25 protein-coding genes are annotated in these 22,280 nt (G+C 64.0%); 14 read left to right on the top strand and 11 right to left on the bottom strand.

The features are described from left to right. Window positions 1–80 precede the first annotated feature (80 nt). Window positions 81–695 (top strand): LysE family translocator, encoded by a 615-nt coding sequence (locus tag FJ419_RS05665; RefSeq protein WP_140688282.1) that lies wholly within the window; start codon window positions 81–83, stop codon window positions 693–695. A 170-nt stretch (window positions 696–865) separates the two neighbouring features. On the opposite strand, the gene FJ419_RS05660 is transcribed toward FJ419_RS05665, so the two are convergent. Beyond that, window positions 866–1,807, bottom strand: a complete 942-nt coding sequence (locus FJ419_RS05660; RefSeq protein ID WP_140688280.1) for a nucleoside hydrolase — start codon at window positions 1,805–1,807, stop codon at window positions 866–868. A gap of 242 nt (window positions 1,808–2,049) precedes the next feature. On the opposite strand from FJ419_RS05660, the gene FJ419_RS05655 reads away from it, so the two are divergent. Both FJ419_RS05655 and FJ419_RS05650 read left to right on the top strand, forming a co-directional pair. Then, on the top strand, window positions 2,050–2,475 hold the full coding sequence (locus FJ419_RS05655) for an Hsp20 family protein (RefSeq protein ID WP_140688277.1): 426 nt from the start codon (window positions 2,050–2,052) through the stop codon (window positions 2,473–2,475). 63 nt (window positions 2,476–2,538) lie between these two features. Continuing rightward, window positions 2,539–2,796, top strand: a complete 258-nt coding sequence (locus FJ419_RS05650; RefSeq protein WP_036257920.1) for a DUF1150 family protein — start codon at window positions 2,539–2,541, stop codon at window positions 2,794–2,796. Between the two features lie 435 nt (window positions 2,797–3,231). Here FJ419_RS05650 and ptsN read toward each other — a convergent pair whose 3' ends face one another. The 6 genes from ptsN to lptC form a co-directional block, all read right to left on the bottom strand. Then, entirely contained in the window at window positions 3,232–3,696 is a 465-nt protein-coding gene (ptsN, locus tag FJ419_RS05645) for a PTS IIA-like nitrogen regulatory protein PtsN (protein WP_140688275.1), read from the bottom strand. A 61-nt stretch (window positions 3,697–3,757) separates the two neighbouring features. Next, window positions 3,758–4,345 (bottom strand): ribosome-associated translation inhibitor RaiA, encoded by a 588-nt coding sequence (gene raiA / locus FJ419_RS05640; protein ID WP_140546445.1) that lies wholly within the window; start codon window positions 4,343–4,345, stop codon window positions 3,758–3,760. Window positions 4,346–4,649: 304 nt separating this feature from the next. Then, the gene (rpoN, locus tag FJ419_RS05635) at window positions 4,650–6,179 is read right to left on the bottom strand and encodes an RNA polymerase factor sigma-54 (protein WP_140688273.1); all 1,530 of its coding nucleotides are present in this window, start codon (window positions 6,177–6,179) and stop codon (window positions 4,650–4,652) included. Between the two features lie 176 nt (window positions 6,180–6,355). Then, on the bottom strand, window positions 6,356–7,174 hold the full coding sequence (gene lptB / locus FJ419_RS05630) for an LPS export ABC transporter ATP-binding protein (protein WP_095769266.1): 819 nt from the start codon (window positions 7,172–7,174) through the stop codon (window positions 6,356–6,358). Next, window positions 7,174–7,767, bottom strand: a complete 594-nt coding sequence (locus tag FJ419_RS05625) for an LptA/OstA family protein (RefSeq protein ID WP_140688270.1) — start codon at window positions 7,765–7,767, stop codon at window positions 7,174–7,176. The genes lptB and FJ419_RS05625 overlap by 1 nt, the downstream gene beginning before the upstream one ends. Then, window positions 7,754–8,467, bottom strand: coding sequence for an LPS export ABC transporter periplasmic protein LptC (lptC, locus tag FJ419_RS05620; RefSeq protein WP_140688268.1), 714 nt, complete (start codon window positions 8,465–8,467; stop codon window positions 7,754–7,756). The genes FJ419_RS05625 and lptC overlap by 14 nt, the downstream gene beginning before the upstream one ends. A 393-nt stretch (window positions 8,468–8,860) precedes the next feature. On the opposite strand from lptC, the gene sppA reads away from it, so the two are divergent. The 4 genes from sppA (at window position 8,861) to FJ419_RS05600 (ending at window position 11,784) form a co-directional block, all read left to right on the top strand. Continuing rightward, entirely contained in the window at window positions 8,861–9,817 is a 957-nt protein-coding gene (sppA, locus tag FJ419_RS05615; protein WP_140688266.1) for a signal peptide peptidase SppA, read from the top strand. 77 nt (window positions 9,818–9,894) lie between these two features. Further along, the gene (locus FJ419_RS05610; RefSeq protein WP_027165368.1) at window positions 9,895–10,179 is read left to right on the top strand and encodes an integration host factor subunit beta; all 285 of its coding nucleotides are present in this window, start codon (window positions 9,895–9,897) and stop codon (window positions 10,177–10,179) included. A 118-nt stretch (window positions 10,180–10,297) separates the two neighbouring features. After that, entirely contained in the window at window positions 10,298–10,630 is a 333-nt protein-coding gene (locus FJ419_RS05605; protein ID WP_140688264.1) for a LapA family protein, read from the top strand. 191 nt (window positions 10,631–10,821) lie between these two features. Beyond that, a complete protein-coding gene (locus tag FJ419_RS05600; protein WP_140688262.1) occupies window positions 10,822–11,784 on the top strand; it encodes an ornithine cyclodeaminase family protein in 963 nt (320 codons plus the stop codon). 46 nt (window positions 11,785–11,830) lie between these two features. Here the strand turns inward: FJ419_RS05600 and FJ419_RS05595 are convergent, their stop codons facing one another. After that, window positions 11,831–12,202 carry a VOC family protein gene (locus FJ419_RS05595; RefSeq protein WP_140688260.1) on the bottom strand — a complete coding sequence of 124 codons (372 nt, stop codon included), beginning with the start codon at window positions 12,200–12,202 and terminating at the stop codon, window positions 11,831–11,833. Window positions 12,203–12,272: 70 nt separating this feature from the next. Continuing rightward, entirely contained in the window at window positions 12,273–12,983 is a 711-nt protein-coding gene (locus tag FJ419_RS05590) for a YafY family protein (protein WP_140688258.1), read from the bottom strand. 101 nt (window positions 12,984–13,084) lie between these two features. On the opposite strand from FJ419_RS05590, the gene FJ419_RS05585 reads away from it, so the two are divergent. From FJ419_RS05585 to FJ419_RS05555, 7 genes are all read left to right on the top strand, one after another. Further along, window positions 13,085–13,570, top strand: coding sequence for a DUF1772 domain-containing protein (locus tag FJ419_RS05585; protein WP_140688256.1), 486 nt, complete (start codon window positions 13,085–13,087; stop codon window positions 13,568–13,570). Between the two features lie 88 nt (window positions 13,571–13,658). Beyond that, a complete protein-coding gene (locus FJ419_RS05580; protein WP_140688254.1) occupies window positions 13,659–14,741 on the top strand; it encodes a class I SAM-dependent rRNA methyltransferase in 1,083 nt (360 codons plus the stop codon). After that, window positions 14,742–15,602, top strand: coding sequence for an RNA methyltransferase (locus tag FJ419_RS05575; protein ID WP_140688252.1), 861 nt, complete (start codon window positions 14,742–14,744; stop codon window positions 15,600–15,602). A gap of 10 nt (window positions 15,603–15,612) precedes the next feature. Continuing rightward, entirely contained in the window at window positions 15,613–16,101 is a 489-nt protein-coding gene (gene lspA, locus FJ419_RS05570; RefSeq protein ID WP_140688249.1) for a signal peptidase II, read from the top strand. A 55-nt stretch (window positions 16,102–16,156) separates the two neighbouring features. Further along, on the top strand, window positions 16,157–17,146 hold the full coding sequence (locus FJ419_RS05565; RefSeq protein WP_140688247.1) for an MDR family oxidoreductase: 990 nt from the start codon (window positions 16,157–16,159) through the stop codon (window positions 17,144–17,146). Between the two features lie 125 nt (window positions 17,147–17,271). Further along, entirely contained in the window at window positions 17,272–19,551 is a 2,280-nt protein-coding gene (locus FJ419_RS05560; RefSeq protein ID WP_140688245.1) for a PAS domain-containing hybrid sensor histidine kinase/response regulator, read from the top strand. A 183-nt stretch (window positions 19,552–19,734) separates the two neighbouring features. After that, window positions 19,735–20,622: a GNAT family N-acetyltransferase gene (locus FJ419_RS05555; RefSeq protein WP_095769253.1), complete on the top strand. Its 888-nt coding sequence runs from the start codon at window positions 19,735–19,737 to the stop codon at window positions 20,620–20,622. Window positions 20,623–20,738: 116 nt separating this feature from the next. Here FJ419_RS05555 and FJ419_RS05550 read toward each other — a convergent pair whose 3' ends face one another. Then, on the bottom strand, window positions 20,739–21,371 hold the full coding sequence (locus FJ419_RS05550; RefSeq protein WP_140688243.1) for a trimeric intracellular cation channel family protein: 633 nt from the start codon (window positions 21,369–21,371) through the stop codon (window positions 20,739–20,741). 91 nt (window positions 21,372–21,462) lie between these two features. Continuing rightward, the gene (gene grpE / locus FJ419_RS05545) at window positions 21,463–22,098 is read right to left on the bottom strand and encodes a nucleotide exchange factor GrpE (protein WP_140688241.1); all 636 of its coding nucleotides are present in this window, start codon (window positions 22,096–22,098) and stop codon (window positions 21,463–21,465) included. Window positions 22,099–22,280 lie beyond the last annotated feature (182 nt).

Raw genomic sequence — 22,280 nt, 5'->3', positions numbered from 1 at the left:
CCGACGAGCTTGCGCGGGCGTCAATCCCGTGCATTGATCGCGCTCCGCCCAAGTCGGCGCTGTCCTGTTCGAGGGAAATCATGTCGCTGGAACTCTACGCCACCTATGTCGTCGCCTGCATCGTCATTATCCTGGTGCCGGGGCCCACGGTCACGCTGATCATCGCCAACAGCATCCGCCACGGCTCGCGCGCGGGCTTGGCCAACGTCGCCGGCACCCAGGCCGGCCTTGCCATCATGATCGCCATCGTCGGCATCGGCCTCAACACGCTGATCGCCGGCATGGGCCACTGGTTCGAATGGGTGCGGCTGATCGGCGCCGCTTATCTGATCTGGATGGGCGTGCAGATGTTCCGCGCCAAGGGTACGCTGAACCCCGACGGCTCGGCCAAAAAGCCGCGCGGCGGCTTCTTCCTGCAGGGTTTTCTGGTGGCGATCTCAAATCCGAAGACTTTGGTGTTTTTCGGCGCCTTCTTCCCGCAGTTCATCGCGCCGCAGGGCAATTATACGCTGCAGATCGTCGTCATGGGCCTGACAGCGATGATCTTCGCCGCCATGTCGGACTCGACCTATGCCCTTGCCGCGGGCCGCGCCGGTCGGCTGCTGTCGGCCAGCCGCGTCAGGCTCATGTCGCGCATCAGCGGCAGCTTCCTGGTCGGCGGCGGACTGTGGCTTGCGTTCTCGAAGGCGAAGTGACAAGGCTTCCCCTTCTCCCCTTGTGGGAGAAGGTGGCCGAGCGAAGCTCGGTCGGATGAGGGGTGCTCCAGGGAATACCAACGTCTCACTCCGCTGGAACACCCCTCATCCGTCTCGGCGCTTCGCGCCGATCCACCTTCCCCCACAAGGGGGGAAGGAAGAAGCGGCTCTTACAGCCGTCCCAGCCGCTCCACCAGCAGTGCGAAGAAGCCGTCATGGTCGATGTCGCGCATCACCATGGCGTTCTTTTTGCGCTTGGTGACGCCCCACCAGTCGATCACCGTCATGCCCATGGTGAGCTCCGACGCGGTCTCGACGCTGACATTGCAGTGGCGGCCCTTGAACAGTTCCGGCTTGACGAGATAGGCGATCACGCATGGATCGTGCAGCGGCCCGCCATCGGTGCCGTATTTTTCCTCGTCATAGCGCTCGAAGAACTCCAGCATCTCGGCGGTCGCGGTGCCGACCTTGGTGCCGAGCTTGCGGAACGCCTGTATGCGCTGGGACGTCGTCAGCGCCTTGTGGGTGACGTCGAGCGGCATCATCACGATCGGGATGCCTGATTTGAACACCAGATCGGCGGCCTGCGGGTCGACATAGATGTTGAATTCGGCGGCCGGCGTGACATTGCCGCCTTCGAAGAAGCCGCCGCCCATCAGGACGATTTCCTTGATCCGCGGCGCGATCCTGGGCTCGCGGATCAGCGCCAGCGCGATGTTGGTGAGCGGTCCGAGCGGGCAGAGCGTGATGGTGCCGCTTTCCTCGCGCATCAGCGTCTCGACGATGAAATCGACGGCGTATTGTTCCTGGAGCGGCATGGTCGGCTCCGGCAGCTGCGGGCCGTTCAGGCCGGTCTTGCCATGCACCTCCTCGGCGGTGACGAGCTCGCGCGCCAGCGGCCGGATGGCGCCGGCATAGACCTTGATATCGGGCCGGCCGGCCAGCTCGCATATCTTGCGGGCGTTGTTCTGGGTCAGATTCAGCGGCACGTTGCCGGCAACCGCGGTGATGCCGACGATCTCCAGCTCGGAGCTGCCGAGCGCCAGCAATATGGCGACGGCATCGTCCTGGCCGGGATCCGTGTCGATGATGATCTTTCTGGACTGGGGCATTTCATTTCCTTTTGGGGAGTCTTTTTGGGCGGGTTTTAGAGCATGGTTCCCAAAAAGTGGGAACCGGTCTTCGGACGAAATCATGCTCCAATGAAAGGCTGGATGAAGATGACGGTTCGACGAAACGTCATACTGGTTTGGCGGCTTGAACTTGATCGCGCGACGGACCATATCAAGACCATCGGGAAAAATGCCATCCGGGTTTTTCCAGTTTGTGTCGCTCTTCAGAGGACAGTGTAACAATGAGTCGAATGACGCCTTTCTCCAGCCCGCTTCTCCTGGGTTTTGATGCCATGGAAAAGACGCTTGAGCGTCTGGCGAAGTCCGGCGACAGCTACCCTCCGTACAACATCGAGCGCCTCAATGCCGCCGACGGCAAGGCCGAAAGGCTGCGCATCACGCTGGCCGTTGCCGGTTTCGCAGAAAACGACCTCGATGTCACCACGGAGGAAAACCAGTTGATCGTGCGCGGTCGTCAGACCGACGACACCGAGCGCGAATTCCTGCACCGCGGCATCGCCGCGCGCCAGTTCCAGCGCTGCTTCGTGCTGGCCGACGGCATGCGGGTGATCGCGGCGGAACTGAAGAACGGTCTGCTGTCGATCGATCTCGATCGGCCGGAGTCCGAGCGGATGGTACGGAAAATAAACATATCGGTGAAAGACTGACCTTTGCCGATGGCTCTATGCGAGGCGGCCGATCCTGGCGTCCTCGCGCCAAGGAGGCTTGAAATGACCAGAACTGACGAAACGATCACCATGACCAGCGGCGAACTCGCCCATCTCGGCGAAGGTTCGGTCGCTTATCTCAGGAAAGTGTCGAGCGACGACCTGCGCGGCCGCTTCCCCGGTCTTGGCGAGATCGCGCCCGGCCTGGAGCTGTGGGCGCTGTTTGCCGCCAACGGCCAGCCGATCCTGCTTTCCGACGCCCGCGACCGGGCACTGGCGGGCGCGCTGGAGAACGACCTCACCACCGTCGCGATCCACTAGTTCCCCCGACACAGGGATTTTTGAAAGGTTGCCGTTTGTCTTGGCGCAAGATTTCCGTTCATTTGCGGGAAATCAGCGCAAACGCGGGGGATTGGTGGAGGCCGCCCCAACCTCGTCATTCTATGGCGGAGCGAGGAGCGAAGCGACGCGGCGAAGACCATAGAATCCGTGACTTCGACGCGCCGCCACGGTGCGGAATTCTGCTCCGTTGCACTCCTTGGCGAAGGTAACGGCATGGATTCTAGGATCTTCGCGACGGAGCTTCGCTCCTGCTCCGCCATAGAATGACGATCGCGATGGGCGTTTCGGCCAATCTCCAACTCGTGCCATCTAGGCCATAGTCCCGAAAAGTGGGGAATAGCGACTGTGACGTCTGGAATCGAAAGGGCCGCCCCCGGCGGCTCTCGAGAGATTTAAGCCAAGAACCGAAAAACGTCAGGCCGCGTGCGAGGCCTGCGCATCCGACAAGAGCGCGTGGATCGCCACCGCGTCGCGCGTGCCCCTGATCTTGGCCACCGTGTCGGCATCGCGCAGCACGCGCGCGATGCGCGACAGCGCCTTGAGATGGTCGGCGCCGGCACCTTCCGGCGCAAGCAGCAAAAACACCAGGTCGACCGGCTGGTCGTCCAGCGCTTCGAAATCGACCGGCGTCTCCAGCCGGGCGAAGACGCCGGCGATCCGCTTCACGCCGGCGAGCTTGCCATGCGGAATGGCAATGCCGTTGCCGACGCCGGTCGAGCCCAGCCGCTCGCGCTGCAGGATGGTGTCGAACACCTCCCGCTCCGGAACCCCCGAAATCGCCGCCGCCCTCTCCGACAGCAATTGCAGAAGCTGCTTTTTGGAATTCGCCTTCAACGCCGGCATGATCGCCGGAACGCTGATGAGATCGCTGAGATCCATGCTTGAAAAATCCCTTGCTCGCCTGCCGCGCCAGTCGTCGCCCCCTTGCGCGGCTGGCTTTTTATCCTTGCGCGACTTTGGTCGTCGACGGATCGATCCAGCCGATGTTGCCATCCGGCCGGCGGTAGACGATGTTGAGATGGTCGGTTCCGGCGTTGCGGAACAGGAAGACCGGGCTGTCGCTGTTGTCGAGCTCGATGACTGCCGAAGCCACCGACATGGTCCGCAGCGTCACGCTTGATTCGGCGACGATGACCGGAGCGAAGTCCTCCGGAATGTCTTCCTCGTCGTCGGCGAGGGGAGCCATCACGGTGTAGGCGATGTCGGTCGGCTCTTCGCCATTGCCGTTGCCGGTGTTGCGCGACTTCAGCCGGCGCTTGTAGCGGCGCAGCCGCGTTTCCAGGCGGTCGGCGGCCGCCTCGAAGGCAAGCGTCGGGTCCTGGGCGTCGCCGGTCGCCTGCAAAGAAGCGCCGGAATCGAGCCGGACCATGCAGTCGGCGGAGAAACGCGACCCCGATTTGATGACCGTGACATGTCCTGAAAAACCCCGATCGAAATATTTCTCGATCGCCTCGCCGACCCGGTCGTTGATGCGTGTGCGGAACGCATCGCCGATGTCCATGTGTTTTCCCGAAATGCGTAGATTCATCTGAAAACTGACCTTCCTTGCTCAGGCTTCAAACTGTTCCCGAGTTTATACCCGTGGTGCGCGCGCACAAGCTTTGCAGCGGCATGCGCGCCGATTTTAGACCCGAACTTTCCGGTTGATCACAAGTCGCCTTCTTGGCCGTCCATGGCCGTGTCTGACGGACCCATTCGCAAGCGGGCATTACCGCCCTGCTCCATGCGGGCGGGCTTCTAGACACTTCATTGCGGCTTGTCAATGAAACTTGGGAATTGTGGAAAGTCAGCACGTGCCGCACCGGCCAGGGCTTGCCGGATTCGGATCAGGCCTAGCGGCCGGCGTTCGCGAGCGCCCGCTTTTCCCGCCGCCGCTGCACCGACGATGGGATGTTCATGCCCTCGCGATATTTCGCGACGGTGCGGCGTGCGATGTCGACCCCGCTTTCCTTGAGCATGTCGACGATGGCGTCGTCGGAAAGCACGTCGATTGGCTTTTCCTCGTCGATCATCTGCTTGATGCGGTCGCGCACGGCCTCGGACGAATGCGCTTCGCCGCCTTCCGCGGAGGCAATCGATGCAGTGAAGAAATAGCGCAGCTCGAAGACGCCGCGCGGCGTCAGCATATATTTGTTGGCGGTGACGCGGCTGACCGTCGATTCATGCATGCCGATGGCGTCGGCCACCGTACGCAGGTTGAGCGGCTTGAGGTGACGCACGCCATGGACGAGGAAAGCGTCCTGTTGTCGCACGATCTCGGACGCCACCTTGAGGATGGTCTTGGCCCGTTGGTCGAGACTGCGCGTCAGCCAGTTGGCGTTCTGCAGGCATTCGGCGAGAAACTCTTTTTCCGCCTGGTCCTTGGCGTGGCTCGAAATGCGGGCGAAATAGACATTGTCCACCAGCACGCGCGGCAGCGTATCGGCATTGAGCTCCACCGCCCAGCTGCCGTCATTGGCGGCGCGCACCTCGACATCGGCGACAATCGCATCGCTCGCGCCGCCCGAAAACGCCAGGCCGGGCCGCGGATCGAGCGCGCGGATCTCGGCCAGCATGTCGAGCAGGTCCTCCTCGTCGACGCCGCAGATGCGTTTCAGCGTGTGGAAATCCCGCCGCGCCAGAAGCTCGAGATTGGCGACCAGCGCCTTCATCGCCGGATCGAGCCGGTCGCGCACCGCCAGTTGCAGCGACAGGCACTCGGCAAGGTCGCGCGCGAAAAGTCCTGCCGGCTCGAATGTCTGGCAGACGCCAAGCACCCGCGCCACCGTCGCGCCGTCCGTGCCGAGCCGGACCGCGATCTCGTCGAGTTCGGTGCGCAGGTACCCGGCTTCGTCGAGCCCTTCGGCCAGCTCACCCGCGATAAGCCGTTCGCCGGGGCTCAGGGAGGCAAGCGCGATCTGCTCGCCGACATGGTCGCGCAGCGTGATGGCGGCCGCGGCTATGTCGCCGACGTCGAACCCCTCGGACGATGCCGCGCCCGCGCCCCCCCCGGCGGCCGACTTCCATTGCGCCGTGAGATCCGGCCCCAGCCTCTCGCTGGTGCCTGGATCGTCGGGAAACAGGTTCTCCAACGAAGAATCGAGCTTTTGCGAGATCGCTTCCGCGCTCCACTCCATCTCGCCCTCGAACCAGTCGCCTTCGGTGTCCTTTTCCGGCAACGCCTCGCTTTTCTGGGATAGATCGCCGGCGGCGTCGTCCTGCGGCTCGGCCCGTTCCAGCAGCGGGTTGCGCTCGATCTCCTCGTCGATGAAGCGCTCGAGCTCGACATGGGTGAGCTGCAGCAGCCGGATCGACTGCATCAGCTGCGGCGTCATCACCAGCGACTGGGATTGTCTGAGCTGCAGTTTGGCTGCCAGCGCCATGATGGACTTCAAACGCCTCGTCTACGCGTCGACTGTTTTTCGGTCGGGCATAGAAACTGGCCCGGCTTTTGCTTGTCAAGCAAAACGCTATCAGCTGCGGCTTACCGGAGCGTTATCGATCGCTAAAATGACCGAAAGCCGTGACGAGGCCATCGAAACCGCGTCGAAACCCGCAGTCAGAGCGTGAAACCCTCGCCGAGATAAAGACGCCGCACATCGGCGTTGGCGACGATCTCGTCGGCGCGGCCATGCGTCAGCACCTGACCGGCATGGATGATGTAGGCGCGGTCGATCAGGCCGAGCGTCTCGCGCACATTGTGGTCGGTGATCAAGACGCCGATGCCGCGCGCCGTGAGGTGGCGAACGAGCTGCTGGATGTCGGCGACGGCGATCGGGTCGATGCCGGCGAAGGGCTCGTCGAGCAGCATATAGGCAGGCCGCGTCGCCAGCGCCCGCGCGATTTCGAGGCGGCGCCGTTCGCCGCCCGACAGCGACATGGAGGGCGCCTTGCGCAGATGGCTGATGTGAAACTCCTCGAGCAGCTCGTCGAGCGTGCGCTCGCGTTCCTTGCGGCTCTTTTCCACCACCTCCAGCACGGCCCGGATGTTCTGCTCGACATTCAGGCCGCGGAAGATCGACGCTTCCTGCGGCAGATAGCCGATGCCGAGGCGGGCCCGCCGGTACATCGGCATCGAGGTGACATCGAAGCCGTCGATCTCGATCGAACCTTCGTCGACGGGAACAAGGCCGGTGACCATGTAGAAACAGGTGGTCTTGCCTGCGCCGTTGGGCCCGAGCAGGCCGACGGCCTCACCCGCGCGCACGCCGAGCGTCACACCGCTCACCACCTTGCGGCCCTTGTAGCTCTTGGTCAGCCCCTTGGCGATCAGGGTGCCCTTGAACTTCGCCTTGTCGGCGCCGACCGTCGCCGGCGCAGCGGGTTGTGCGGCTGCCCGTCCCGGAAGACGGGCCAGCAGCGAAGTCACGCCGGCCATTACTTGCTCGACGCTCCCTGCTGCTGCGCGTCCTGTTTCTGCGGCTTGAACATCATGATGACGCGAGGACAGCCTTCGACATTGCCGAGGCCGCTCTTCATCTGCACGGTGAGCTTGCAGCCCTTGAGCACATTGTCGCCCTGCGACAGCACCACTTCCTTGCCGGAAAGCACCAGCACCTGTGTCTTCATGTCGAATTTGCCGGTGTCGCCGGTGGCGATCTGGTCGTTCGATTTGATGTAGACTTTGTTCTCGACCTCGAGATGGTCGATATTGGCGGAGCCCGTCATCGCCGATGCGCCGGCCGCGGCACTTTTGCCGGCATTGGCATCCTTGACATAGTAGACCGTCATCTTGCCGGCCTTGAGCAGGGTCGGCCCCTGATTCACCGTCACATTGCCGCTGAACACGGCCATGCTGTCGGCCTGGCGGACCTCGAGCTTGTCGCTTTCGATCTGGATCGGCTGGTCGCCCGACAGCTTGAGCCCGGGAATCTGGCTGGTCGCGCTCGACTGTGCGAACGAATGCGCCGTTGCCAAAACCAGCAATGCGGAAGCAGCGCCCGGAAGCCATGCGGATTTACTGCGACGCATTCTGTTCTCCACCGTTTACCCCCGCTGCCTTCAGCGCAGTTGGATCTATGTTGACGCGAACCCGGTTCTCGAAGACCACGAGCCTGCCATTGTCCTCGACCGACATCGCGTCCGCGGTGATGCGCGACCCGCCACGGCTGACGTCGACCGGATTGCTCGTCTTCATAGAGCCTTTGCCCATGTCTAGGAAGATCGATTTGAACTTCGCCACTAGGCCGTCCGTCGTCGTCACGCTGACGTCGCTGGTCAGATCCATCGTGTTGGCGTCGCGATTGTAGATACCGTGCGCGGCATCGACCGACACGATGTTGTCGGTGGCCACCGGCAGTTTGGCGTTGATGCCTTCGAGGTCGATGACGGCCTGCTGGCCGACATCTTGCGTCGCCCTGATCGCCGTCAGCGAATATGGCAGCTTCTGCTTGGTGAAGCCGTTGAGCTTCGGATTGGCCATCACCAGCTTGCCGTTGGAAAACGCCGTGCCGTCGGCCTGCACCGATACGGACACCGGCGCCTTGAGGTAGGAATAGACCGGAAAGGCGACGGCGATCGCGACCGCGAGCAGCGGCACCGCGAATTTCAGCACGCGGACGCGGCGCGAGTGCCGCTGGGCGCGGTTGAACGCATCGCCGCGAGTGCCGCCTTGGTTCGCGGGAGCCGATGCCTCACCGGCATCGCTCGTTTCGTCAGATCGCGCCAACATGACTTTTCTAATGGACCTTTGCCCGCCCAAACACCGCCTATAGGTGGTATGCCGGCACCTACAAGCAAGCACAAGCGGAGGAAAACTGCAAAAATGTGACAGCTGCCGCCCGCAAAATCGAAAGGAATTCGGCGAGACGGCCTGTACTTCATAGCAGATACGGACTGCTTGCGTTAATTTTTCGTGAGCCCGGCGTCAACGCCGGAGGCCGAAGCCGGGGCCTTTCGGAACAGTTCCGGGAAAGCTGCGAGCGGTTTCCGGAAGGAATTGCATCAGGACAAGAAAGTAGAGGGGTCACCGTTCTGTGAAGCGGATGACCCGCGCCAGGAAACGGTAGCCGTGTGTAGACGCTTGCTTTAAAAGCGTGCTTTCCCACCACCCATGAGGCTGACAATGGCAATGAGAGCCGACGACCTGATCGACCGCCGCCGCTTGCGCCGCAAGCTGACGTTCTGGCGCGTGGTCGCGTTTCTGGTTCTGGCGGCAGCGATCATCGCTTTCTCGACCTGGGTCTATGACGACAATTTTACCGGCCGGGCGCTCCCCCACATCGCCAAGGTCAAGATCGAAGGCACCATCACCGAAGACGAGGAGCTGCTCAAGAGGCTGGAAGCGATCCGCAAGTCGCCGGAGGTAAAGGGCGTCATCCTGTCGATCGATTCGCCGGGAGGCACCACGGTCGGCGGCGAGTCCACATTTGACGCCGTGCGCAAGCTTGCCGGCGACAAGCCGGTGGTGGCCGAAGTCGGCACGCTGGCCGCATCGGCCGGCTATATGATCGCAAGTGCAGCCGACCACATCGTCGCCCGCAAGACATCGATCGTCGGCTCGATCGGCGTGCTGATCCAGTATCCCGACGTCAGCGGTCTCATGGACAAGCTCGGCATCAAGCTGGAGGAGGTGAAATCGTCACCGCTCAAGGCTTCGCCCTCGCCCTTCAAACCGACCAATGACGACGAGCGTGCCATGGTGCGGAAGTTGATTCTCGACAGTTACGACTGGTTCGTCGGCATTGTCGCAGACCGCCGCAAAATGACGCATGAGCAGGCGCTGGCGCTGGCCGACGGTTCGATCTTCACCGGTCGCCAGGCTTTGGCCAACCACCTGGTCGACGCCGTCGGCGGCGAGCAGGAGGCGATCGACTGGCTGGCGACGAAGGGCGTGGACAGCAAGCTCAAGGTCGTCGAGTGGAAGGACAAGGACAGGCATGGCGGTTTCCTGTTTTCCCAGTCGATGGCAAAAGTGGCGGCCAAGGCGCTCGGCCTGCCGGATGCCGGCGGCGATATCATTCACGAACTCGGCGCCGACCGCTTGTTTCTTGACGGTCTCGTTTCGGTCTGGCACCCTTAAGGTGCCGTTGGGACGAGCCGAAAAAGCAATAAAATCATCCTGATAATCGGTTGCAGTGGTTTTACGGGGAATGTTCTATGATCAAATCCGAACTTGTGCAGATCATTGCTGCACGCAACCCGCACCTTTTCCTGCGCGACGTCGAAAACATCGTCGGCGCGATCTTTGACGAGATCACCGATGCGCTTGCGGAGGGCAACCGGGTCGAGTTGCGCGGTTTCGGCGCCTTTTCGGTGAAGAACCGTCCGGCCCGCACCGGCCGCAACCCGCGCACCGGCGAATCCGTCGAGGTCGAGGAAAAATGGGTGCCGTTCTTCAAGACCGGCAAGGAGTTGCGCGAAAGGCTGAACGGCGGCAAATAGGCGCCGGGCCGGCGGGTTGAAACGGCATCTCGGCGCCTAAACGCATGTCTCCCGAAAGTGGAGACCGGTTTCGGGACAAGGACATGCGCGCTTCAAGAAGCCTCTCCATGGAGATTTGATGTTCAATCGCTTCATCCTCGTCGTGGTCTTCGTGCCGCTGGCCGTCATCCTGATCGCGCTCGCCGTCGCCAATCGCGGCCCTGTCGCCTTCACGCTCGATCCATTTCATCCCGGCAATCCCGCGCTGACGTTGAACCTGCCGCTTTTCATCTTCCTGTTCCTGGCCTTGGCCATCGGCATGGTCGTCGGAAGCCTGGCCACCTGGGTGAAGCAGGGACGCTATCGCAAGCTCGCGCGCCAGCGCGGCCTCGAGGCGGAAAACCTGCGCCAGGCAGTGAGCCGCACGCCCGTGGCGCCCAAGGGACCGGCGCTGCCCAGCCCGACGAGCTAATGCATGTCGCCCAGAAGGGCCCCGCGGTTCTGGGACAACGACATGCATCAAAACAAAGACTTAAAGCGCGTCGCCTGAAATCTGTTTCAGCGCGACGCGCTTTAGCAATTCCAGGCAAACTGCGTGGCGGTTTTCCGTCCGGAATTGCATAGAAGATAGTCGAGCGTCATTTCGACACCACGGAGCTCTCAATGCTGACCATTTCGGCCGCACAGGTCGACCGCGCGCTGACCTTTCCGGGCCTTGTCGAGACGCTGCGCACCGCCTTCCGCGATGGCGCCGTGCAGCCGGTTCGCCACCATCATGGCGTCGAACGGCCGGACGGCGCCGCCTCGACCCTGCTTTTGATGCCGGCCTGGACCGACTTCAACGCCGCCGGCACCTCTTCGGGAGGCCATATCGGCGTCAAGATCATCACCGTGTCGCCGGACAACAACGCCATCGGCAAGCCGGCGGTCATGGGCCTTTATCTTTTGCTCGACGGCGTCACCGGCGAGCCGCAGGCGCTGATCGACGGCCAAAGGCTGACCCAATGGCGCACCGCCTGCGCATCCGCGCTCGCCGCGTCCTATCTCGCCCGCAGGGATGCCTCTCGGCTTCTGGTGATCGGCGCCGGCGCGCTGTCGCCCTTCCTTGCCAAGGCGCATTCGGCGGTCAGGCCGATCACATCCATCCGTATCTGGAACCGCACGCCGGCCAATGCCGAAAAGGTGGCCGCCGCCCTGCGCGCCGAAGGCCTTCCAGCAAATGCCGCCGGCGACCTCGACGCGGAGCTCGCCGAGGCTGACATCGTCGCCTCCGCGACCATCACGAACACGCCGCTGGTCAAGGGCGCGCTGCTGAAACCGGGCGCCCATGTCGATCTCGTCGGCGGCTTCACGCCGACGATGCGCGAAAGCGATGATGACGCCATTGCCCGTGCCCGCGTCTATGTCGACACCCGCGCCGGCGCCACCAAGGAAGCCGGCGACATCGTCCAGCCGCTGGCCTCCGGCGTGCTGAAGCCGGAAGCGATCGTCGCCGACCTGCACGAGCTCGCCCGCGGCGAGAAACAGGGCCGGCAAACCGACGACGAGATCACGCTGTTCAAGTCGGTTGGCGCAGCACTTGAGGATCTCGCCGCCGGCATCGCCGTTTACAAGGCGCTCAAATAGGCAGTAGGGATCGGGCAGCAGGCAATAGGGAAGAAAGACCTACTGCCTACTGCCCATTCGGCCAGTAGACGCGCAGGCGGTGATTGTCGGGATCGAGCGCTACGAAGGTGCGGCCGAAATCGAGATCGGTTGGCGCCTGCAGTACCTTAAGTCCTCTGCCAGTCCAATCCGCATGGGTGGCATCGACCGCGCTAGCGTCCTCGACCGCAATCACGATCTCGCCGCCCCCGCCCGCTGCCGCGGCCGCCGGTTCCACCGTGTGGCGCGACCAGAGGCCGAGCTTGAAACCCTTGTCGAGCACGAACATCACGAAGGTGGGCGAGGATTCGACCGGCTCGCGTCCGAGCAGCGAACCGTAGAACGCGCCGCTCTTTTCCGGATTGTCGACATAGAGGATGACGAAATTCGGCGTGGTCATATCTGATCTCCAAAGTGTCTGAACCTTGGAGACAATACGCGGACCTGCTGTCAGATTCTGGCAGCAGCGATCAGCGGGAAGCGTCTTTCGCTCCATTTTGGCCCGGCGCATCGAGGGTTGCCCGCCACTCTTTGAGCATCGCCTGGCGGCGGCGCGGATAGCGGATGTCTGTCGCTGTCAGGCCGGACATCCGGTCGGCGCGGAAGTGCCGGAAATCCTGGCGCGTTTCGCACCACGCCACCATTACCCGCACCTTGTCGAAGAAGGCGAGCGCGAACGGCCAGACCAGACGCTTCGATGCCGCTCCCCCGGCGTCACGGTAAAGGAAGCCAAGCTTGCGCTCGTCGCGGATCGCCTGCCGCACGATGCCGAGGTCGACCGCTTCGGCATTTTCCGAGCGCGGCCCGACGAGCAGTGTCGTAGCGTCGAGATCGTCGCGCAGATCATCCGGCAGCACCGCCGCGATCTTGGCCAGCGCATCCGCCGCGGCGGCCGCCAGCCTTTTGTCCGGCTGCTTCGCCACCCAGCGCGAGCCGAGCACGATCGCCTCGATCTCCTCGTCGGTGAACATCAGCGGCGGCAGCATGAAGCCGGGCTTCAGCACATAGCCAAGCCCCGCCTCGCCTTCGATCGGCGCGCCCTGCCCCTGCAGCGTCGCGATGTCGCGATAGAGGGTGCGGATCGACACGCCGATTGCGTCCGCAAGCGTGCGGCCGCTCACCGGCCGGCGATGGCGGCGAAGGATCTGGACGAGGTCGAGCAGGCGGGCTGAACGGGACATGAATGGCTAACCGGCGTGCCGCACAATAGGGCTGGCCTGCACATCACGGCAAGCAGCCCGATGCCAAGGAACGCCTGCGTCCGATCCTCGTTGTCTCAACAATGGAGATGCGCGGGATCCTGCTGTTCTGGGCGGTGCTGAGCGCTTTCGTCGCGGCGCTCAGCCTTGGGCCGTCCTTTGCCCATGTGCTGGAATCGCTGCCCAGGCTGACGAAATGGTCGCCGGCGCTGTGGCGAGAGGCGACGGTCTTCAACGGTCAATTTCTGCTCTTTGCCGTCATCGGAGCGCCGCTCGATATCGCAGCGATCCTCTGTCCGGCGTTGCTTACCTGGATGCTGCGTGGGGACCCATTTGCCTTCCGGTTCGTGCTCGCCGCCACACTGCTTTATGCCGTCTCGCTGGCGCTCTGGTTCGGACTGGTCAAGCCGGCCAACGACATTCTCGCGACCTGGGCGCCTGGACCGATCCCGGACAATTTCGAAGCCGTCCGGTTGCGTTGGGAGACCGGCCACATGGCGGTGACCGCGGCGAAGGCGCTTGGCTTCATTTCGCTTTGTTTCGGCCTGCTTGGCGTCAGGCATGGCTGATGACAGCACCATTGAATAAGCCGGGCTTTGTTGCGCCGGTGGGCTGAGCTGTGGCAGAAGCGGGCCGAACCGCCGGAGATGATCCTTCTTGAAATCTTTTCGCGACAAACGCCGCGATGGCCGCCCGCATCCCGCAAGGGCGGAACAACCCCGCCCGCGCGATGCATTCGCGGCCGGACGGCAGCAGGCCGCACCTGCCGAGCGCCGTGAAACAAAGCCGGCGGAGCAGCAGGAGGCCAAGCCGGCGCCGCGCGTGCTTGCGCGCCGCGAAGGCGCGTTGCCCGCCGAGCGCCTGCCATTGATCCTCGAAGTCGCGCCCAACGCCGATTACGCCCTGCTGGACAGCGGCGGCGGCGAGAAGCTCGAGCAATACGGCCCCTACCGCATCGTGCGCCCCGAGGGCCAGGCGATCTGGCAGCGAGCCCTTCCGGCGAAGGAATGGGAGCGCGCCGACGCCATCTTCACCGGCGACACCGACGAGGAAGGCATCGGCCGCTGGCGATTTCCTAAAACGCCGCTCGGCGAGACCTGGCCGATGAAGCATGACGGCATTGATTATCTCGGCCGCTTCACCTCGTTTCGCCATGTCGGCGTCTTCCCTGAGCAGGCGTCGCATTGGGACCATATGGCCGGGCTGATCGCGTCGGCGAGACGCCCGGTCAAGGTGCTTAACCTGTTCGGCTATACCGGCCTCGCCTCGCTGGTGGCGGCCCGCGCCGGCGCCGAGGTCACCCATGTCGATGCCTCGAAGAAGGCGATCGGCTGGGCGCGCGAGAACCAGGGGATGGCCGGCCTTGCCGACAAGCCGATCCGCTGGATCGTCGAGGACGCGATGAAATTCGCCGAGCGCGAGGAACGCCGCGGCAGCCGTTACGACATCGTGCTGTTCGACCCGCCGGCCTATGGCCGCGGCCCCAAGGGCGAGGTCTGGCAATTGTTCGAGGACCTGCCGGGCCTCACCGACCTTTGCCGCTCGATCCTGACGCCGAAACCGCTCGCCGTCGTCCTCACCGCCTATTCGATCCGCGCCTCCTTCTTCGCCATCCACGCGCTGATGCGCGACACCTTCGCCGGCATGGGCGGCACGGTCGAATCTGGCGAGCTGATCATTCGCGAGAAATCCGCCGGCCGCGCGCTGTCGACCTCGCTGTTCTCGCGCTGGGTGGCTTGAATGACGGCACATGATGGCGCGCGCACGGTCGGGCAGGTCAAGGAAGTCACCAGCCTTGCCAATCCCCTGGTCAAGGACATCAAGGCGCTGGCGCTCAAGAAATTCCGCGACCAGCAGAACGCCTTCATCGCCGAGGGCCTGAAGCTGGTCATCGATGCCCTCGACCTCGGCTGGTCGATCAGGACCTTGGTCTTCGCCAAGGCCGGACTCGGCAACGCGGCCGTCGAAAAGGTCGCCGCGCGGACCGTCGCCGCCGGCGGCATGGTGCTCGAAGTTTCCGAAAAGGTGCTCGCTGCCATCACCCGCCGCGAGAACCCGCAAATGGTGGTCGGCGTCTTTGCGCAGCAGACCGTGCCGCTGAAGGACATCCGCGCCAGGGACGGCGATGTCTGGGTCGCGCTCGACCGGGTGCGCGACCCCGGCAATCTCGGCACCGTGATCCGCACCGTCGACGCGGTCGGCGCCAAAGGCGTCATCCTGGTCGGCGACACCACCGACCCGTTCTCGCTGGAGACGGTGCGCGCCACCATGGGCTCGATCTTCGCCGTGCCGGTCGCCAGGGCGACCGAGCAGGCCTTCCTCGCCTGGCGCCGCGATTTCTCCGGCCTTGTCGCCGGAACCCATCTCAAGGGCGCGGTCGACTACCGCTCGGTCGATTTCTCCAGAGGGCCGGTCTTGCTGCTGATGGGCAACGAGCAGCAGGGCCTGCCGGACAGTCTCGCCGAAAGCTGCGACCGGCTGCTCAGAATTCCCCAGGCAGGCCGGGCCGATTCGCTCAATCTGGCGGTCGCCACCGGCGTGATGTTGTTCGAGATCCGGCGCGGCGCGTTGAAGCTCGAGCCTGCCAACGACATCCGATGAGGACTGCCAAATGAAATCCTGGTCCCCTTACGCGGTGCTGGTCGTCATCGCCATCGCGCTCGACCAGTGGATCAAGCAGCTGGTCGAGAACGGTCTCGCCTTTCAGGAGAAGCTCGATCTACTACCGTTCCTGGCGCTGTTCCGCACCTACAACACCGGCATCGCCTTCTCGATGTTCCAGTCCTTCGGCGATACCGGCCTGGTGGTCATCGCCGTGCTGGTCGTCGCCTTCGTGCTCTATCTCGCCACGCGCACGCCCGCCGGCTATGTCGTCGCCCGTATCGGCTTTGCGCTGATCATCGGCGGCGCGCTCGGCAACCTCATCGACCGTGCCGTCTACGGTCACGTCATCGACTACATCCTGTTCCACACGCCCCTATGGTCCTTCGCGGTGTTCAATCTCGCCGACGCCTTCATCTCGGTCGGCGCGGCGCTTGTCGTCTTCGACGAGCTGATCGGCTGGCGGCGCGAAGCCAAGTCCCAGGACCTTGGCAATTGACCTCACGCCGTTGAAACCGCAGACTTCCTCATCAGCCAGAGGCGAGGAGAAAATCATGCCCGACACCTTCAAAGCCATCCTCGTCTCGCGCGATGCGGACAAGAAGCAGTCCGTCGATGTCGTCGACCTCACCGAGGCCGACCTGATGGAAGGCGATGTCACCGTCGCCGTCGAGGCGACGACGGTGAACTACAAGGACGGGCTCGCCATCACCGGCAAGGCCCCGGTCGTGCGCCGCTGGCCGCTGGTTCCAGGCATCGATTTCGCCGGCACCGTGCTTTCCTCCTCGCATGCCGACTGGCGCAAGGGAGACAAGGTGATCCTCAACGGCTGGGGCGTCGGCGAGACGCATTACGGCGCCTATGCCGGCCGCGCCCGCGTCAAGGGCGACTGGCTGGTGCCGCTGCCCGAGGGCATGAGCGCGCATGATGCGATGGCTGTCGGCACGGCGGGCTACACGGCAATGCTCTCGGTCATGGCGCTGGAGCGGCACGGCATCGTGCCGGACCGCGGTCCCGTGGTGGTGACGGGGGCTGCCGGCGGCGTCGGCTCGGTCGCCATCTCGATCCTGTCGAGCCTCGGCTATCATGTCATCGCCTCGACCGGCCGCAACGCCGAGAGCCCCTATCTGATCGACCTTGGCGCGGCCGAGGTGATCTCGCGCGAAGAGCTCGGCCAGCCGGCGAAACCGCTCGCCAAGGAACGCTGGGCAGGCGGCGTCGACTCGGTCGGCAGCCATACCTTGGCCAATGTGCTGTCGATGACCTCCTATGGCGGCGCGATCGCCGCTTGCGGCCTGGCCGGCGGCATGGACCTGCCGGGAAGCGTCGCGCCGTTCATCCTGCGCGGCGTCTCGCTGCTCGGCATCGATTCGGTGATGGCGCCGAAGGAAGTCCGCCTGGAGGCATGGCGCCGCATCGGCACCGACCTCGATTCCAAGAAGCTGTCGACATTGTCGCGCACGATCGGTTTCGACGGCATTGTCGCTGCCGCGCGCGATATCGTCGAAGGCAAGATCAGGGGTCGCGTCGTCGTCGACATGTAGCCGGCAACGACCTCGTAAAGCTACGGTTTCGCCCGCGCATGCGCGCGGCCGGAATCCGCGCGATTCGCTAAAATTCGAACGATCCCTCCCAGCCTTCCATAATTTCTGTCTGGCATGGTCTGCGCATGGTCGCGGACTCCGACATCAGACAGGACAGCAAAGCCGCGGGCGCTGACAGGCTCATCCCCGATGCGCCGAAGCGGCAGGTGCTCGTCGCGCCGCCGCTGGCTCCCGATCTGCCGGCGGCCAGCCAGGACGGCCTGCCCTTCCTGACGATCGTTGCCATTGCCGTTCTGGCGGGGCTGGCGCATCTTACCGGAGCCCCGCTGATCGTCACCATCGGCCTCGCCGCAGCGGCATTTGCCGGCCTTGCCATGCATCTGCGCAGCCGTCGCGACGAGCGGCGCACCGCAGTGCTGCTCGACGAAACCGCAGCCCGCAGCCGCGCCGAAATCGAGACTCTCGCCGACCGCATGTGGGAGATGCAGGAGAGTGAGGAGCGCTTCCGCGGCCTGATCGACGCGCTTGGCGACCTCGTCGTCCATCGCGATCGCGACGGCCATGTCGTTTATGCCAACAGCGTCTTTGCCTCGCTGGTCGAGCTCGATGCGCGCGATCTTGCCGGCAAGACCTTGTCCGAGCTTGGCATCGATGTCGGCATCGTCCCCGACGCCGCCTTCTCCGATCATGAATGCCTGAGCTCGACCGATGTCGCGATCCGCACCCCGAACGGACCACGCTGGTTCTCCTGGATCGAATTGTCGGTGCGCGACAAGGACACGGGCGCGGTCTCGCACCGGGCGATCGCCCGCGACATCACCGCCCGCAAGCGCGCCGAATCCTCGCTGATCACCGCGCGCGAACGGGCCGAATATGCCAGCCTGGCCAAGTCGCGCTTCCTCGCCACCGTCAGCCATGAAATCCGCACGCCGATGAACGGCATCATGGGTATGGCGAAGCTGCTTGCCGATACCGACCTCTCGCCCGAACAGCGCACCTATGTCGGCGCTGTTTCCACCTCGGCCAGCGCGCTGCTCGCGCTCATCGAGGACCTGCTCGACTATTCCAAGATCGAGGCCGGCCGCTTCGAACCCGAGCCCCAGCCGACCTCGCTGCGCGAGATCGCCGACAACATCATCGAACTTCTGGCCGCAAAGGCCTTCGCCAAGAACATCGGCCTCGGCTGCCATGTCGAGCCCGATGTGCCGCAGATGATCACCGCCGATCCCGGCCGCGTGCGCCAGGTGCTGCTCAACCTCATCGGCAATGCGGTGAAGTTCACCGACACGGGCGGGGTGCTGCTGACCGTGGCGCGCGCCCGCACCGAAACCACCGACCGTATCTGCTTCACCATCGCCGACACCGGCCCTGGCCTGCGCGAAGAGGACATGGAGCGCATTTTCGAGGAATTCGAGCAGTCCGACGGCACCTCGACCAGGGTGCATGGCGGCGCCGGCCTCGGGCTTGCCATCTCGAAGCGGCTGGCGACGGCGATGGGCGGCTCGATCTCGGTCTCGAGCCGGCTCGGCGAAGGATCCGAATTCGTCCTGGAGCTTCCGGCGGTCGCCGCGACCGAGCCGCCGCCGCATCGCCACAACATCCTTGCCAACCGGCGGGCGGTGATCGTGTCGAAAAACGCGATCGAGGCCGACGCCATCGCCCGCGCGATCAGGGCCCATGGCGGCATCGTCGAAGTTGCCGCGACACCGAGCCAGGCCGCCCCGTTGGCGGCAGGCTGCAACGTCCTTCTGATCGACGCTGCGCTCGAAAGCAGCGACGGCAGACTGCTCAAGCGGCTGCGCGATTCGGGCTTTGCCGACTGCGAGGCCATCACCCTGATTGCGCCGACGGATCGCGGCATGCTCGGCGAATTCCGCGCCAGCGGCTACGCCACCTTCCTGGCCCGGCCGGTGCGTGGCGAGACCCTGCTGCGTGTGCTGTTGACCAGCCATGGCTCAGCGCTGGCCAAGCCGCTGCCGGAGCCGCGCGGTGCCCCCTCGGTGCGCAAGCGCGACCAGGGCCTGTCGGTGCTGATCGCGGAAGACAATGACATCAACGCCATGCTCGCCCGCGCCACGCTGCTCAAGGCCGGGCATCGCGTCAAGGTCGTCGGCAACGGCAAGGCCGCGGTCGATGCCGTTACCGATGCCGGCCTCAAGTTCCGCTTCGATGTGGTGCTGATGGACCTGCATATGCCTGTCATGGATGGGCTGGACGCGATCGCCGCAATCCGCCGCCATGAAGAGTCCCTGGCCATGCCCCCGATTCCGATCATGGTGCTTTCGGCCGACAGCCAGGAAAAGACCCGGCATGCCGTGCTCGCCCATGGCGCCAGCGGTTTCGTGACCAAGCCGCTCGACCCGGACGCGCTCGTCCAGGCGGTCGAGGGCCAGGTTGCCGCCTGACGAAATTTCTAACTGTTGAACGCCTTGGCTTGCTTGGCTTTCGCGATCACAAGATAGCCGGTTGAGTGTATTGCCCAGCCGACAAAGTATTGCCCGCCACGTCGTATCACGGTACTGTCACAATCCTGTTGCACCTACACCGTATCCCCGTGCCAAGAGGGATGGCTCGAAGGAGAATCACTCGTGCATACAGTCGTGCCTGAATGTGACACTCGGCCGAATGCCGGCGGCGCCCTGCTCGCCGCCCGTACCGCCGACGCCGTCGCAAGCGGCGCTCCGCTGGGCCGCATCGGCAATCTCGAAGTGCGGCTCGCCCGCAACGAGGCCGAGATCGCCGCCGCCCAGGAAGTGCGCTATCGGGTATTCTACGACGAGCTTGGCGCGAGGAAGGATCTGTTCCAGGCGCAGGACCGGCGCGACGCCGACCGGTTCGACCCGCTCTGCGATCACCTTCTCGTGTTGGACAATTCCCTTCCCGGCCCTGAGCACCGCCGCATCGTCGGCACCTACCGCCTGCTGCGGCAGGAAATCGCCGCGACGGCCGGCGGCTTCTATTCCGAGGGCGAGTTCGAGCTCACCAAGCTGATTGCGCGGCATCCCGGCCAGCGCTTCCTCGAGCTCGGCCGTTCCTGCGTTCTGCCGGAATACCGCTCCAAGCGCACCATCGAGGCGCTCTGGCAAGGCATCTGGGCCTACATCAACCACTACGACATCGGCGTGATGACCGGCTGCGCCTCGTTCCATGGCATCGTGCCGGCGGCGCATGCCGAGGCGCTGACCTATCTCGCTCATCATTGCCGCACCAACTCCGCCTGGGATGTTCGCGCGGTTCCGGGACGTTACTGCTCCATGGACCTGATGCCGATCGAGGCGGTGAACGCCAAGGCGGCGATCGCCGCCATGCCGCCGCTGGTCAAGGGCTACCTGCGCGTCGGTGCCCGCATCGGCGACGGCTGCGTCATCGACCACGAATTCTCGACCGTCGACGTCTTCGTCGTCATGCCGGTCAAGGAGATCGGCGCCCGCTATGTCAACTACTATGGCGGCGAAGGGCAGCGTTTCGCGGCGTGATTCCGGTGAATGGTGAATGGTGAATGGTGAATGGTAGTAGCCATCGAGGCTGGTTCACCGCACCGAGATCTATTCACTATTCACTATTCACTATTCACTATTCACCACTCGCTCCATCACGGAATATCCTCCGGCCTTCGCCCCGGCCGGCTCTTATAGGCCGGAAACGACCAGCCGAATTTAAGCGCTCCGCCGCGCACCGCGAATGCGCCCGCGAAGCCGAGCAGGCTGGACGCCAGCGCCGGCAGGCCGGCAAGATCGCCAAGGGTGAATATGGCGGCGCCGGCGAGGGCGGCCGTGACATAGATCTCGGGCCTGAGCAGCACCGATGGCTCGCCGGCAAGCAGGTCGCGCAGAATGCCGCCGAAGGTCGCCGTCAAGACGCCGGTGATGACCGACACGACGGGCGAACCGGTGATCGCCATCCCCTTGGCCGCGCCCATCACTGAAAAAGCGGCAAGGCCGACGGCATCGAGCCACAGCAGCAGCTTGTAGCGGGATTCGAATCGATGGGCGCTGAAGAAGACCAGCACCGCGACGACGGCGCAGATCAGCACATAGCCGCTGTTGGCGACCCAGAACACCGGCAGATTGAGGATGACGTCGCGCAGCGTCCCGCCGCCGATGCCGGTGACGCTGGCCAGGAACAGAAAGCCGATGATGTCGAGTTCTTTGCGCGATGCGGCAAGCGCGCCCGTCGCCGCGAAGACGGCGACGCCGGCATAGTCGAGCAAGGCGATGGGATTCATTGGTGAATGGTGAAATGGTGAATGGTAAATAGCACTAGCCTAACACGCGCTAACGCCCATTCACCATTGACTATTCACCATTTACCAGACGTCACGCATCTTTCTCGGCCTGCTCGTTCACCGGACCAGGCTCGACCTTCGGCTCGGCGGCGGCCGCCTTCGGGCCGCCTTTGGCGACACCGACCATCGCTGGCCGCAGCACGCGCTCACCTATCGAGTAGCCCGGCTGCACCACCTGGACGACGGTGCCTGCGGGAACATCCGGATTGGGGATCTCGAACATCGCCTGGTGGAAGTTCGGATCGAACTTCTCGCCTTCGGGCGCGAGTCTCTTCACGCCATGGCGCTCCAGCGCTGAAAGCATGGCGCGCTCAGTAAGGTCGACGCCTTCGATCAGCGATTTGAATCCGGCGTCGCCGCTGGCCTTCGCCTCGGCGGGAATCGCGTCCAGCGCGCGGCGCAGATTGTCGGACACCGACAGCATGTCGCGCGCGAAATTGGCGACGGCATAGGCGCGGGCGTCCTGGACGTCGCGCGCGGTGCGCCGCCGCAAATTCTCCATTTCGGCCGACGTGCGCAGCGCGCGGTCCTTCAGTTCCTCGTTTTCCTTCAGCAGCCGCACTAGCGCTTCGTAGTCGCCGTCGACGCCGCCCTCCGCACGCTCGCCGGAAGCCTCGGCGGCTTCCATCTCTTCGGGCGTGCGTTCGTCTTTTGCCTGGTCGCTCATCGCGTTTCCCGTCATTTCGAATTGCTCTGGATTTGCGCCCGATATCGAGGTTTGGAGGCCAAAAATCAAGGGGCAAGCGCAGGCGGCTGGTGGCAGGCTGCCGTTCCAAATTAATTCAAACTTTACCGTATCACGCAGCTTTGCTTGCTCTCGAGCACTACTAGCGGAACCATGAACCGGCT

It is taken from the genome of Mesorhizobium sp. B2-6-2, from assembly GCF_006440615.1.
Classification (GTDB): domain Bacteria; phylum Pseudomonadota; class Alphaproteobacteria; order Rhizobiales; family Rhizobiaceae; genus Mesorhizobium.
Note: the sequence above shows the minus strand (reverse complement) of the source record. Positions and strands in the feature narration are given on the sequence as shown.

What these genes read in the sequence shown, in the direction of transcription:
- lptC (WP_140688268.1), bottom strand. Translation starts at nt 8,467, where the DNA reads ATGTTGGCGCGATCTGACGAAACGAGCGATGCCGGTGAGGCATCGGCT.
- FJ419_RS05650 (WP_036257920.1), top strand. Translation starts at nt 2,539, where the DNA reads ATGACCAGAACTGACGAAACGATCACCATGACCAGCGGCGAACTCGCC.
- FJ419_RS05590 (WP_140688258.1), bottom strand. Translation starts at nt 12,983, where the DNA reads ATGTCCCGTTCAGCCCGCCTGCTCGACCTCGTCCAGATCCTTCGCCGC.
- FJ419_RS05610 (WP_027165368.1), top strand. Translation starts at nt 9,895, where the DNA reads ATGATCAAATCCGAACTTGTGCAGATCATTGCTGCACGCAACCCGCAC.
- FJ419_RS05655 (WP_140688277.1), top strand. Translation starts at nt 2,050, where the DNA reads ATGAGTCGAATGACGCCTTTCTCCAGCCCGCTTCTCCTGGGTTTTGAT.
- FJ419_RS05600 (WP_140688262.1), top strand. Translation starts at nt 10,822, where the DNA reads ATGCTGACCATTTCGGCCGCACAGGTCGACCGCGCGCTGACCTTTCCG.
- ptsN (WP_140688275.1), bottom strand. Translation starts at nt 3,696, where the DNA reads ATGGATCTCAGCGATCTCATCAGCGTTCCGGCGATCATGCCGGCGTTG.
- FJ419_RS05550 (WP_140688243.1), bottom strand. Translation starts at nt 21,371, where the DNA reads ATGAATCCCATCGCCTTGCTCGACTATGCCGGCGTCGCCGTCTTCGCG.
- FJ419_RS05665 (WP_140688282.1), top strand. Translation starts at nt 81, where the DNA reads ATGTCGCTGGAACTCTACGCCACCTATGTCGTCGCCTGCATCGTCATT.
- FJ419_RS05605 (WP_140688264.1), top strand. Translation starts at nt 10,298, where the DNA reads ATGTTCAATCGCTTCATCCTCGTCGTGGTCTTCGTGCCGCTGGCCGTC.
- raiA (WP_140546445.1), bottom strand. Translation starts at nt 4,345, where the DNA reads ATGAATCTACGCATTTCGGGAAAACACATGGACATCGGCGATGCGTTC.
- FJ419_RS05565 (WP_140688247.1), top strand. Translation starts at nt 16,157, where the DNA reads ATGCCCGACACCTTCAAAGCCATCCTCGTCTCGCGCGATGCGGACAAG.
- FJ419_RS05585 (WP_140688256.1), top strand. Translation starts at nt 13,085, where the DNA reads ATGGAGATGCGCGGGATCCTGCTGTTCTGGGCGGTGCTGAGCGCTTTC.
- FJ419_RS05560 (WP_140688245.1), top strand. Translation starts at nt 17,272, where the DNA reads ATGGTCGCGGACTCCGACATCAGACAGGACAGCAAAGCCGCGGGCGCT.
- FJ419_RS05660 (WP_140688280.1), bottom strand. Translation starts at nt 1,807, where the DNA reads ATGCCCCAGTCCAGAAAGATCATCATCGACACGGATCCCGGCCAGGAC.
- lspA (WP_140688249.1), top strand. Translation starts at nt 15,613, where the DNA reads ATGAAATCCTGGTCCCCTTACGCGGTGCTGGTCGTCATCGCCATCGCG.
- FJ419_RS05595 (WP_140688260.1), bottom strand. Translation starts at nt 12,202, where the DNA reads ATGACCACGCCGAATTTCGTCATCCTCTATGTCGACAATCCGGAAAAG.
- rpoN (WP_140688273.1), bottom strand. Translation starts at nt 6,179, where the DNA reads ATGGCGCTGGCAGCCAAACTGCAGCTCAGACAATCCCAGTCGCTGGTG.
- FJ419_RS05575 (WP_140688252.1), top strand. Translation starts at nt 14,742, where the DNA reads ATGACGGCACATGATGGCGCGCGCACGGTCGGGCAGGTCAAGGAAGTC.
- lptB (WP_095769266.1), bottom strand. Translation starts at nt 7,174, where the DNA reads ATGGCCGGCGTGACTTCGCTGCTGGCCCGTCTTCCGGGACGGGCAGCC.
- sppA (WP_140688266.1), top strand. Translation starts at nt 8,861, where the DNA reads ATGGCAATGAGAGCCGACGACCTGATCGACCGCCGCCGCTTGCGCCGC.
- grpE (WP_140688241.1), bottom strand. Translation starts at nt 22,098, where the DNA reads ATGAGCGACCAGGCAAAAGACGAACGCACGCCCGAAGAGATGGAAGCC.
- FJ419_RS05625 (WP_140688270.1), bottom strand. Translation starts at nt 7,767, where the DNA reads ATGCGTCGCAGTAAATCCGCATGGCTTCCGGGCGCTGCTTCCGCATTG.